This window comes from Candidatus Zixiibacteriota bacterium (genome assembly GCA_020853795.1).
Taxonomy (GTDB): Bacteria; Zixibacteria; MSB-5A5; order CAIYYT01; family CAIYYT01; genus JADJGC01.
In genome coordinates, this window is the sequence record JADYYF010000163.1 from 1 (window position 1) to 12,629 (window position 12,629).

Annotated in this window: 11 protein-coding genes and 1 tRNA gene; all 12 read left to right on the forward strand. The window is 59.3% G+C overall.

All coding sequences use genetic code 11. From position 1 onward, the window contains the following. Nucleotides 1-741: DegT/DnrJ/EryC1/StrS family aminotransferase (locus IT585_12615; GenBank protein MCC6964089.1), on the forward strand; the 741-nt coding region annotated here is incomplete at its 5' end. Between the two features lie 477 nt (nt 742-1,218). Beyond that, nucleotides 1,219-3,411: a hypothetical protein gene (locus tag IT585_12620; protein ID MCC6964090.1), complete on the forward strand. Its 2,193-nt coding sequence runs from the start codon at nt 1,219-1,221 to the stop codon at nt 3,409-3,411. Nucleotides 3,412-3,570: 159 nt separating this feature from the next. Then, on the forward strand, nt 3,571-3,885 hold the full coding sequence (locus IT585_12625; GenBank protein MCC6964091.1) for a flagellar protein FlaG: 315 nt from the start codon (nt 3,571-3,573) through the stop codon (nt 3,883-3,885). A 73-nt stretch (nt 3,886-3,958) separates the two neighbouring features. Next, nucleotides 3,959-6,313 (forward strand): flagellar filament capping protein FliD, encoded by a 2,355-nt coding sequence (gene fliD / locus IT585_12630; protein MCC6964092.1) that lies wholly within the window; start codon nt 3,959-3,961, stop codon nt 6,311-6,313. 7 nt (nt 6,314-6,320) lie between these two features. Further along, nucleotides 6,321-6,758 carry a flagellar export chaperone FliS gene (gene fliS, locus IT585_12635; GenBank protein MCC6964093.1) on the forward strand — a complete coding sequence of 146 codons (438 nt, stop codon included), beginning with the start codon at nt 6,321-6,323 and terminating at the stop codon, nt 6,756-6,758. Between the two features lie 7 nt (nt 6,759-6,765). Continuing rightward, entirely contained in the window at nt 6,766-7,218 is a 453-nt protein-coding gene (locus IT585_12640) for a hypothetical protein (GenBank protein ID MCC6964094.1), read from the forward strand. Nucleotides 7,219-7,230: 12 nt separating this feature from the next. Continuing rightward, nucleotides 7,231-7,500 (forward strand): hypothetical protein, encoded by a 270-nt coding sequence (locus IT585_12645; GenBank protein MCC6964095.1) that lies wholly within the window; start codon nt 7,231-7,233, stop codon nt 7,498-7,500. 6 nt (nt 7,501-7,506) lie between these two features. Continuing rightward, nucleotides 7,507-8,403 carry an HDOD domain-containing protein gene (locus tag IT585_12650; protein ID MCC6964096.1) on the forward strand — a complete coding sequence of 299 codons (897 nt, stop codon included), beginning with the start codon at nt 7,507-7,509 and terminating at the stop codon, nt 8,401-8,403. Nucleotides 8,404-8,530: 127 nt separating this feature from the next. Beyond that, nucleotides 8,531-9,691: a DegT/DnrJ/EryC1/StrS family aminotransferase gene (locus IT585_12655; GenBank protein ID MCC6964097.1), complete on the forward strand. Its 1,161-nt coding sequence runs from the start codon at nt 8,531-8,533 to the stop codon at nt 9,689-9,691. A gap of 5 nt (nt 9,692-9,696) precedes the next feature. Next, a complete protein-coding gene (locus IT585_12660) occupies nt 9,697-10,323 on the forward strand; it encodes a sugar transferase (protein ID MCC6964098.1) in 627 nt (208 codons plus the stop codon). A gap of 17 nt (nt 10,324-10,340) precedes the next feature. Next, a tRNA-Val gene (locus IT585_12665) sits at nt 10,341-10,417 on the forward strand. Between the two features lie 49 nt (nt 10,418-10,466). After that, nucleotides 10,467-12,395, forward strand: a complete 1,929-nt coding sequence (gene thrS, locus IT585_12670; GenBank protein MCC6964099.1) for a threonine--tRNA ligase — start codon at nt 10,467-10,469, stop codon at nt 12,393-12,395. The last annotated feature ends 234 nt before the right edge of the window (nt 12,396-12,629 follow it).

Sequence of the window (12,629 nt, forward strand, 5' to 3'; positions counted from 1 at the left end):
GCGACAGTTCAGGGTCGGCCAAGCGGCACGTTCGGCCGCGTGGGGTGCTTTTCGTTTCACCCACGCAAGTCGATCACGACCGGCGAAGGGGGAATGATTGTCGGCAACGATCCGAACGACGAGCGGCGGTTGCGGTCGTGGCGGTCGCACGGTGTTGTGATCGATCCGGTTCCGGGAAAGAAGCAGCCGTTTGATCTGGGGGATTTCGATGAACTCGGCTATAACTATCGGCTGACCGATTTGCAGGCGGCGGTCGGCGTCGCGCAGATGCGCAAGCTGACGGCAATTATTGAGCGCCGTCGCGAAATCGCTGCTTACTACAAGGCGCAACTGGGTGGCGAGCCGCATCTGATCGCGCCGGCGGAGCCAACGGGATTCTGCCACACGTATCAATCGTACGTCTTGCGCGTCGTACCGAACGGCGAGGAAGGCGGCGATCCGTCCGAGGCGGAAGCGCGGCGCAATCGGATAATGGTGAAGCTTGCGGAACAGGGAATCGCGACTCGACCCGGAACACACGCCGTACACACGTTGAAGTATTTCCGCGAAAAGTACGGTCTCAAGCGTACCTGCTGTCCGAATGCCTACCGTGCGATGACGGCATCGATTGCCTTGCCGTTGTTTCCGGCGATGACGCAAGGGCAACTGGAGCAAGTGGTTGCCGCTGTGAAGCGGGCGAGCGAGGAGATTAGCTCGACCGAGGTATCTTCCAATAAAGCAATAGCTTACAGTCAGGCTTGAGTCCAAGCCATCAATCATTCCCATAACCATCTGAATTACCGACTACCCTGGCGACCAACGGTGCCGACGAGATTAGTCTGGGCGAAATCGCGCGGGAGGCTAACCTGAACGACAGCAGGCGCTTTGTGGCACTCCCCCAGCAGCATCGACAAATCAGTAGACGAAGCGCTTAAGTTAGTGATTATAGCCGCCGACATCATTAGCTGAGAACTCGAAAAGAGGAGGATAGGCTTAAAGCAACAACCATTTGACGCCGATAATCTTACGGTACAGATGGGTGTAACAGACCCGACGCACGTTTGCGGAAAAGGTGGGAGGAACGAGGCACTTTTCCCCGACTAACCGCGGGGAAGTGAAAGGTTAGAAGGTCGAAGTTGCTCAGACCTTGGCAGACATCGGAAGTGGCTGAACGTAGCGAGCAGTCAGTCGAAATGTCGGAAACGGAATCCGACAGGGACATTCAAGGAGGATGGTGTAATGTCGTTACGCATTAACCACAACATTGCTGCACTCGACGCGCAGCGTAACCTTGCCATGACTACCCGCTCCATCAGTCAAGTGATGGAGAAGCTGTCATCGGGTTATCGCATTAACCGGGCGTCGGATGATCCGGCCGGACTGGTCATTTCGGAGCAGTTCCGCGCCCAGATCGCCGGGCTCTCGCGCGCCATTCAGAACTCGGAAGGTTCGATCAACATGATTCAGACCGCCGAGGGCTCGCTGAACGAAATCAACTCGCTGTTGGTTTCGATGCGCGAATTGGCCATTCACGCCGCCAACGAAGGCTTCAATGACGCCAACCAGTTGGCCGCGGACCAGGCCGAAATCGAAAACGCGATCAAGACGATCGACCGCATCGCGGCCAACACGCAGTTCGGCACGAAGAAGCTGCTCGATGGTACCAAGGACAATATCGCGACCATTACGACCGCGAACTCGTCCGGCCTGACCGTCCTGAAGAGCTTCCTCACCTCCGGTAGCCATTCGATTACCGCGACCAAGACCGCGGATTCGTCGGCCACCATCAACACCACGTCGCTGGGTCTTTCGCTCCAGGGTACGGGCACTCCGAACAATCTGGAAGAGAAGATCCACAACCTTAACGTGCTGCAAGCCTCGGAAGGCGCCGAGAAGCTGTCGAACTCGATGGCGATTACCGACGCGTTCGGCAACGGGATGACCATTGCCGCGACCGCCGCGTATGCCACCATCATGAGTTCCGCCTCCGTACTCAGTGCGGCGACCGCGTCGCAGGCCGGTACCTATACCATGGTTCTCAACTACCAGGAGAACAATGAGGCCGTCACCGGCGACCAGACGCTGCAGATTGCGATCGCGGCCACCGATACCCGCGCGCAGATCATCACCAAGTGGAACCAGGCGATTGCCAATAACGCCGCATTGGCCGGCAAGGTAACCGCCGCGACGACCACGTCGGGCACCGGCAACGGTATCCAGTTCCGCGCGGTGAACATGGGCGCCCAGTACAGCTTGAAGCTGACCTCCGGCACGACCACGGCGACTTCGAACTACATGACGATGGGTTCGAGCCGCTCGAGCCGCGGCGTCAGCTTGAACGTGCTGAACTTCACGGTAACCACCGCGAAGAACAACGGTACGACGGCTGATGTGACGGTCGGCGCCGCCACCTACAGCTCGATGTCAACTCTGGCCACTGCGATCCAGACCGCCGCGCGCACTGCGTTCGGTACGGTTTCGGTCGGCACCGGTCAGACCTCGACCACGAATGATCTGGACATTGCCGTTGAGGGCACTGACCAGTTGAAGTTCTTCACCTACGATGAAGGCTCCGACTACAAGATCAAGCATAATTCGACTGGAACCGAGTCCGAGCGGCTTTTCAACGTGCTCGGCCTGACCGCTGATACATTGGCGGTTTCCGGTACTGACGCGCTCGTTTCCTTCGATGGTTACACCACGGCTGTCACCTCGGTGAAGTACGGTGCGACCACCGATACGACCCTGTACAACAAGGCTTCCGGCTCCGCCGGTCGCGGCTCGATCGACCTGACCATCGACAAGGCTTCCAACGGTCTTAACGTTGGCAACCTGCTGCTCGATGTCAAGGCCTCCAAGTACGACGTCCGTCTTGACGGCGGTCCGGCGTACTCGGTGACGGCCGGTAAGGACGCCACGGTGTACAACGCCGACCGCACGCAGTCGTTGCGTATCCGCTACGACCTGACCTCGACGGGCGGCTCCGAATCGATCACCAATACCGACCAATCGCTGGTCTTCCAGATCGGCGGTAACGTCGGCCAGACCGCTTCCATCGGTTTGCGCAGCATGACGACCTCGGCGCTCGGCCGCAACCTGGCGGGCAACGCGTTTGCCAGCCTGGCCGAGATCAACGTCGAGACGGTGCAGGGCGCTCAGGATGCCCAGACTGTGATCGATGCGGCGATTGATGAAGTGTCGAACGCGCGCGGTACGCTGGGTTCGTTCCAGAAGAACACGCTGGAATCCAACCTGCGCAACTTGCGCGTCGCGGCGCAGAACCTGACCGCTTCCGAATCCGGTATTCGCGATACCGATATGGCCTCCGCCATGTCCGACTTCGTGAAGAACCAGATCCTGTTGCAGGCGGGTACGGCGATGCTGGCGCAGGGCAACCAGCTGCCGCAGGTTGTGCTGTCGCTGTTCCAGTAAACCGCTGACTAAGCAACCACGCGGGAGGCCGCTTCCCGGCCTCCCGCCGGTTCTTCATGTGAGGTGAGCATGGTTTCTCATGTGAGTCCGACTGACGCACGTTTGGCGGAAGCCCTGCTTCCGGTACGGGCGACGTCTCCGGAGACTCCGCCACCGAACATGGACGACAAAGTGACGAGTCAGGTCAGCCCGCCGGTCGACGCTCGCCATCCGGAAACGGACGCGCAGGCGGCCAAACTGGATGACACCCTGACCGCGAAACTGGAAGAGCTGATTGAAGAGTTCAATCTGGAGTACCAGCATCGCAACATTTCGCTGCGGTACTCGATCGACAAGAAGGCGAATTCAGTAGTGATCAAGGTGATGGAAGCGGACACCGAGAAGCTGATCCGGCAGGTTCCGCCGGAGGCCATTTTGTCTCTCAAGCGCTACATGCGATCATTGCTCGGAGAGATATTTGACGCCCAAGCTTAGGAACGCCGATGATCGGGAAGTTAGCGCTTCCCGATCATCCTGATGATTCAGGCAGAAGCCAAGGAGTGAAGCGATGGCCGGACTTTCGGGCTCGATACAGGGGCTGAATTCCAATCTGGACACCACCTCGATCATCGACGCGCTGTTGACCTTCGACAAGCAGAATGTCACGCTGCTGGAATACGATCAAGCCCTCAAGACGAATCAGATTTCGACCTATCAGGCGATCAACACGCGGCTGTTGGCGTTTCAGACGCAGGCCGCCGCGCTCGGGCGCGCCGCGGCCTTCAGCGCCACCAAGATCGACGTGTCCAATGAGGATTATCTCCTCGCGGTCGGCGGCGAGAATGCCGGGATCGGGTCGTATTCGCTGGCGGTAACCGCGCTGGCGCAAAACCACCAGATTGCGTCGCAGGGATTCAGCGAGGCGGAAGCCGCGAATCTCGGCACCGGCACGATCACGATCACTGTTGGGGACGGTTCGGCCCGGACGATCACCATCGATTCGACCAACAACAGTCTCGATGGCATCCGCCGCGCCATCAACGACGCCAAGATCGGCGTCACGGCAACCGTGATTAACGACGGCAGCAGCTCGAACGCCTACCGGCTGATGTTGTCCGCCGACAAGACCGGCGCCAAGAACAAGATTGTCGTCAACACGAGCTTATCGGGGACGAAAACCCCGAATTTCACCACCTCGTCTTTTGACCAGGTCGAGAAGCTCTCCTTCACGGGTGCGGCCACTTCGACGCCGCGGTTGGGCACGACGGCCGCTTATTCCGGCAACCAAAACAAGACTTACACCTTTACCGTGGCCGGCAACGGCACGCAGACTGTCGGCACGGGCGATATCACGATCAACTGGAGCGACGGTACCAACAGCGGCTCGATCATCGTCAGCCAGGCGGACACCGAAGTCGAATTGACCGGGACCGGTTCGGACGGCCTGAAGCTGCAATTCGGCGCCGGCACGCTGGTCGCGGGTGACACATTTCGCGTCCAGACGTTTGCGCCGCTGCTGCAGCGGGCGCAGGACGCCGAGATTACGCTGGGCTCGAGCGACGGCGGGGGATCGCCGATCACCGTCACCAGTGAGACCAACACGGTCAAGGACCTGATCGCCGGCGTGACCTTGAACCTGAAGAAGATTTCCGGTGACGACAAGATCAATATCACCGTGGCGCGCGACACCGACGGGATCATCGACGCCGTCGATTCCTTCATAACGAAGTTCAACGATGTGATCGGGGCGATCGACCAGCAGTTTGAATTTGATCCCAAGGCTACCGACAAGACCGGTGTGCTTTTCGGCGACGGCACGCTGCGCATGCTGCAGAATTCGCTGCGGGGGAAGGTCACTTCGCGCGTGTCCGGGCTGGAATCGCAGTATAACATGCTGGCCGCGATCGGCATACGCATGGGCACCTCCGGCAAGCTGGCGGTGGTTGACCGCACGAAGCTGGAGACGGCGATTACGGAGAACATCGACGACGTGCGCAAGCTGTTCGCCGCGTCCGGCACCAGCAGCAATGACAAGATTTCGTTTCTGGCGATGGGATCCAAGACCAAGGCAACGGACACCGGTTATGACGTCGAAATCACGCAAGTCGCCAAGAAGGGTTACTTGCGAGGCGCCGCGATTGCCGATCCGGCCACGACGCCGCTGACGATCATGTCGGCCAACAAGAATCTGCAGTTGCGCGTGGACGGCATGGTCTCGGAGAATATCGCTTTGACTGAGAAGACCTATACGACGGCCGACGAGCTGGCGAATGAGCTGCAGCAGAAGATCAACGCCGACAAGAAAATCGGCAAGATGGGAATTGAGGTCAGCTATTTCGAGAACGGTGCGAACGGTTACTTGATTCTCACGTCAGGAACGTACGGCAAGAGCTCCAAGGTTGACATCATGACGGGCACCGGCAACTCCGCGTACACGGCACTCGGGCTGGCGGCGGGCCAGTCGTTCGCCGGCCAGGACGTCTCCGGAAAGATCAATGGGGAAGATGCGACCGGCGCCGGCCAGATTCTGACCGGCAAGGAAGGCAATGCGACCACCGAGGGATTGAAGCTGCTGGTCAACATGGAGACGGCCGACCTGCTCGGTAGCGCGGAGGCCAAAGTGAAGCTTTTCCGGGGCGTCGGATCGGTGATGCAGGACTTTGCCGATTCGATCGCCAAGAGCGGAGACGGTACTCTGGCGCGGCGCACCAAGGCGCTGGAAAACCAGATTGATGATATCAAAGAACGCATTACCGATATGAACGAGCGGATGGAACTGAAGCGGCAGCGACTGCTGGAGAAGTTCCTGGCGATGGAGGAGACCCTGGGGCAGCTCAACAGCCAGTCCAGCTATCTGGCGGCGCAGCTCAATCAGATCGGCCAGAATTTCAGCCAAATCGCCAGCAACAACAGTAAAGGGTAGCCGATCGATGAACAAGCAACTCGCAAGCTATCAAAAGGCGCAGGTGTCCGGGGCCAGTCAGCGGGACCTGATCGTGATGTGCTACAAGGGCGGCATCAAGTATCTCGTCGACGCGCGCCAGAAGCTGGAAGCGGGGGACATTAACGGCTTCTCCGACCTGATCGAGAAGGCGCACCGGGTGATCTTCCACCTCTATACGACGCTCGACATGGAGAAAGGCGGGGAGATCGCCGAACGGTTGGGGGATCTCTACGTGTACATAATCAACCAGCTCTATCTCTTGAACGCCACCAAGAAGCAGGAGCTGTTTGAAGGGCTGATCAAGGTGATGACAACCTTGAAGGAGGGCTGGGAGAATCTCGACTCCCGGGCGCTTCAAGGCGAATTCGAAGGCAAGAGCGCGCCGGGTACGGCCGCACCGCAGGTGGTTTCGGTACAAATCTGAGGCTCGCATGGAATATAGTGATGTAACCAAGCTGGAAGCCCGGCTGATTGCCGGACTGAAAGAAGAATACTCGTTTTACCAGTCGCTCTTCATCATTATTGACAAGCAGCGCGACTACATCAAATACGACAAAGAGCAGAAGATCGTCGATCTTTATGGCGAGGTCGAGCGCATCGTGCAGCGGATCAACGAGTCGGAGACGGCGGTCAGCCAGTTGAAGGCCGAGAACCAATCGCTGTTCAGTCTGGCGGCATCGGCGCCGGAGGTCCGGCGGCTGGTGAACTCGATTACGACGCTGATTTCCAAGACGTTGAAATTGGTGCAGGAGAACGAGGAAATTGCCAGCGCCCGCCATCAGGCGATCAAGGAACAACTGCTGCAACTGCAACAAGGACGCCGGGTGGCGGATTATTTAGCAACCCCGCAATCTTCGCCGCAATATGTCGATAAAAAGAATTGAGGGGCGGCGATCATGAATATCAACCGCGTGCAGCGTTGGTCGCTGCAGGCATTAGGCACCGACATGGCGAAGAAGAAACCCAACGCAGAAGAACCTGCCGGCGCGGTGACGCCGCCGGCCCAGCCGGCCGACAGCTACGTGCCCAGCCGGGCCGCCGAGACGGCGCCGGTCCGCAGCGACAAAATCGCGCACGCGCGCACCATGATCGAACAGGGGCGTTACAATGACCCGCAGGTGATTGCGGAGATCATTAACCGCCTGGTGCAGGCAATCAAGGATTAGGATGCCATGTTGACCGAACAGACGATTTCTCCCGAGGAAAAACTGCGGCGCCGGCTGTCGAGCATCACGAATCTGCCCACGCCGCCGGTCGTATTCAATCAAATCACGCGGATCATCAACAACCCGAAGACTTCGGTGAACGAGATCGCGTCGATCATGTCGGAAGATGCCGCGATGAGCGCCAAGGTGTTGCGGCTCTCGAATTCGGCGTTTTACGGCGCCCGCAGCGAGATCACCGGCATCAAGCAGGCGGTGCTGGTGCTGGGGCTGGAAGCGATCAAGTCGCTGGTGCTGTCATCCTCCGTGTTCGACATGTTCAAATCGCACAAGCTCGATCCAGAGTATCAGGAAAACTACTGGCGCCACTCGCTGGCGACGGCGCTGGCGGGCCGGATTGTCGCCAGGTACACGCGGCAGGCGCGCGGCATCGACCCGGAGGTTGCGTTCTCGGCCGGACTGCTGCACGATATTGGCAAGCTGATTTCCTGCTGCTTCCTGCAGGAAGAGCACAAGTTGATTGCCGCGTACCTAAAGGAAAACCGCGTGTCGGATTACCAGGCGGAAATGGCCGCCGTCGGGCACGCGCATACGCTGGTGGGGCGGATGCTGGCTGCCAGCTGGCGGCTGCCGCAGCCGATTCAACGCGCCATCGAATTTCACCATTTCCCCTTCCACGACGACCAGGAATCGCGCAGTTATTCACTGACGATCCACGTCGCCAACTATGTGGCCAAGCGCGCTTTTGTGCCGCGTCTGCCGGAAATCGACGGTTGGGATTTTGTCCAGGCCGAGGTGCTGGCGGAACTGGAAATCACCGAAGAGATTCTGCAGGCCTTTTGCGAGAAGCTGCTCGAAGAATACACGCACAGCAGCACGTTCATGCAGTTGGCGCTGGCATCATAGGCGCCTCGATCTTCCCGCGGATTTTAGCTTTACATGCAGCGGCGACTGGCGTATTCTGTCGTCCGCGAATTTGCCGTCGTTGCCGACGGGCGCGAACGTCGCGCCGAGCAAGCGCACTTGAACCAAGATGCCGATTACACACGTTCCGTTTTATCGCCTCAAGCTGACCGACGCCGAGGTCAAGCGCGTCGAGGACGTCCTGCGTTCCGGCTGGCTGACCACCGGCAAGATCACCCACGAATTCGAGAACGAATTCGCCCGGTACGTCGGCGCCAAGCACGCGGTCGCCGTCAACTCGTGCACGGCGGCGCTGCATCTGTCGCTCATCGCGGCCGGAGCCGGCGCGGGTGATGAAGTGATTACAACGCCGTATACCTTTGTCGCCTCGACCGAAACGGTAATCCAGACCGGGGCGCGGGTGAAGTTCGTCGACACCGAGAAGGACAGCTTCAATATCGATCTCGAGCAAATCCCGCGCGCGATCGGCAAGCGCACCAAGGCGATTGTTCCCGTCTACATCGCGGGGGCGCCGATGGACCTGCAGCGGATCGAGAGAATCCGGCGCGAGCACAAGGTGGCGGTGATTCATGACGCCGCCCACGCGGTCGGCACGAGCTGGCAGGGAACGATGATCGGCGCCACGCGCGACTTCACCTGCTTCTCGTTTTATTCAACCAAGAACCTGACGACCGGGGAAGGCGGGATGATTACTACGAATTCATCCAAGGCGGCCGACCGCCTGCGTATTCTGGCTCTGCACGGCATGTCGCGGGGTGCGTGGAGACGTTACACCGGTATGGGTTCCTGGAAGTACCAGATCCTGGAACTGGGCTACAAGTACAACCTGACCGACATCGCCGCCGCACTCGGTTCCGAGCAGTTGCGCCGCTTCGAACAGATTCAGGCCGCGCGCCGGCAGGCAGCGGCCTGGTACAGCCAGTACCTGGGGGAGATTGCCGAATTGATCCTGCCCGGGGAAATCGCGGGTGGTGTCCATGCCTGGCACCTCTACATCGTCAAGTTGCGGTCGGGCGGTGAAGCGCGGCGCAACCGCGTGATTGAAGACCTCAAGCAGCGGGGAGTCGGGACATCGGTACACTTCATTCCGCTGTACCTGCACCCGTACTACAAGCGGCACTACCGGTACACCGCGCGCGATCTGCCGAACAGCTACAATCACTACAAGAGCGCCATCACCCTGCCGTTGTTTGCCGACATCACCGAGGACGAGATCAAGTACGTCGCCGACTGCTTCAAGCAGGTCCTCGCGCGCAAGTCGGCGCGTTAGTCCCGATGCAACGCTTGTTTGATCTGACGCTGGCTACGCTCGGTCTGCTGGTGACTTTGCCGCTGACGTTGCTAATCGTGTTAGCGCTGCTGCTGTTCGATTTCGGCAATCCCGTTTTTGTTCATCGCCGGGTCGGGCGGGAGGGCGAGGAGTTCGGCTTGATCAAGTTTCGCACGATGCGGCGCAACGCCGGCGGTGTCGGGCTGACGGTGGCACGCGATGCGCGGATCACGCCGATCGGCCGGATTTTACGGCGGCTGAAGCTCGACGAGTTGCCGCAGTTGCTGAACGTGGCGGCCGGGCAGATGGCGATCGTCGGTCCGCGGCCCGAGACGCCGGAATTTGTCGCCGGCTACGATGCGGCGCAGCGGGAGATCTTGAGGTACAAACCGGGACTTACCGATCCTGCTTCTCTGAAATACCGGCACGAAGAAAAGATACTGGCGAAGTTTGCCGACCCGGTCGATGTTTACATAAAGACGATCTTGCCGGACAAGATTGCGCTTTCGCTGGCATACCAAAAACGGCGCACAATTTGGTCGGATGTCGGCATCATCGTGCGTACCATTCTTGCGATCTCGCGATCGCACCGGGCGACGAAAACGCTTGACAAGAACGGCTTAGCGGCATAAGATATCTGCCCGTCCGTGGGCGATTAGCTCAGTTGGCTAGAGTGCCTGCATGACACGCAGGAGGTCACTGGTTCAATTCCAGTATCGCCCACCATTGTCGCTGATGCCTCGGTCTGAGGCTATTTTTGTAGGATTGTGTTCAAATGGCGATTGCACTGAAATTTCCCGACGGCACCGTCAAAGATTTTCCCGACGGGACGACCGGGTACGATGTTGCCAAGTCGATCTCGCCGCGGCTGGCCGACGAGGCGCTGGCGGTAACGCTCGACGATGAGATTGTCGATCTCAACCGGCCCCTGCCGCGCGGCGGTGAATTTCGCGTTCACACGTTTGATACGCCGCAAGGGAAGTGGGTTTTCTGGCATTCATCGGCGCACGTAATGGCGGAGGCGGTCCAGGATCTGTTTCCCGGAACGCGGCTGGCGATCGGACCGCCGATCGAGGAAGGCTTCTACTACGACTTCGACGCGCCGAAGCCCTTCACGGACGAGGACCTGGCGCGCATCGAGCAGCGCATGAGTGAGATAGTCGCCGGCGACCACAAATTCCTCCGGGAGGAAGTGAGCCGCGAGGAAGCGATCCGCCGCGCCAAGGAGAATAACGAGCCGTTTAAGGTCGAGTTGATCGACGGTTTGCAGGACGGCACGATCTCCTATTATAAGCACGATCATTTCATCGATCTGTGCCGCGGCCCGCATCTGCCTTCGACCAACCGGATCAAGGCGTTCAAGCTGCTCTCGGTGGCGGGCGCGTACTGGCGCGGTGACGAGCGCAACAAGATGCTGCAGCGGATTTACGGCGTGTCGTATCCGAAGAAGGCGATGCTGGAGGAGTATCTCAAGCGGCTGGAGGAAGCGAAGAAACGCGATCATCGCAAGCTCGGCAAGGAACTCGGGCTGTTTACGATCACGGAAGAGACCGGCGGCGGGCTGCCGATGTGGATGCCGAAGGGCGCGCTGATGCGGCACCTGATCGAGAATTACTGGAAGGAAACGCATCTGGCGCACGGGTACGACCTGGTGATGTCACCGCATATCGCGCGGCTGAAATTGTGGGAGACCTCGGGGCACACCGGCTTCTATAATGAAAGCATGTACTCGCCGATCGAGGTGGACAATGAGAAGTACCAGATCAAGCCGATGAACTGCCCGTTCCACATCATGATGTACAAGCAGAACCTGCACTCGTACCGCGAGCTGCCGCTGCGCTGGGCGGAACTCGGCACGGTCTATCGCTACGAACGCGGCGGCGTGCTGCACGGATTATTCCGCGTGCGCGGATTCACCCAGGATGACGCCCACATTTTCTGCACGCCCGATCAGCTTGAGGATGAGGTGCTCGGGGTGCTGAATCTGACCGAGGAGCTGCTGGGCGCGTTTGGATTCCACGACTACCACATCTATCTGTCGACGCGTCCGGAGAAGGCGATCGGCGCGCCGGAGTTGTGGCAAGTGGCTGAGGGGACGCTGCGCAAGGCGCTGGCGAAGAAAAACATGAAGTACGATGTGGACGCCGGCGGCGGGGCGTTTTACGGCCCCAAGATCGATATCAAGATTCGCGATGCCATGGCCCGCGAATGGCAGTGTACGACCGTGCAATTCGACTTCAACCTGCCGGAGCGGTTCGATATCTCCTACGTCGATTCCGACGGCCAGTACAAGCGGCCGTATATGGTGCACCGGGCACTGCTGGGTTCGCTTGAACGCTTTATGGGCGTGCTGATCGAGCATTACGGCGGCTTTTTCCCGCTGTGGATCGCGCCGGTGCAGGCCAAGGTGATTCCGATCACCGACAAGCAGCTTGATTTTGCCCGCGATGTGCAAGCGCGCCTGAAGGCGGCCGGGTTGCGCGGCGAATTGGATGACCGCTCCGAGAAGATGGGCTACAAGATTCGCGAGGCGGAGACTGCCAAGATCCCGTATATGCTCGTGATCGGGCCGAAGGAAGTGGAGGCGGGGCAGGTGAGTCTGCGCCACCACGGCAGCGGCGATTTGGGGGCGATGGCGGTGGACGAAGTGATCAAGCGGTTGAGCGCGGAAGTGGCGACGCGGGCGTTGCCGGTGCGGAAGTAGCCTCCAGAGCGGCGGCAAATCGACTCGGGAAGTCAAATTTTTCACTTGGCGAAAGAACACTAATCGTATATAATTCAAGTCTTTCCGCCTTTGCGGGAAGCGAGTTAAGCGAAAACCAGCATGGAGGTGAAGCAATAACTAAGAGGAAGCCAGACATCCGAGTTAATGAAATGATCCGCATCCCGGAAGTGAGAGTGATCGACTCGGACGGCCAACAAGTTGGCGTGATGCAAA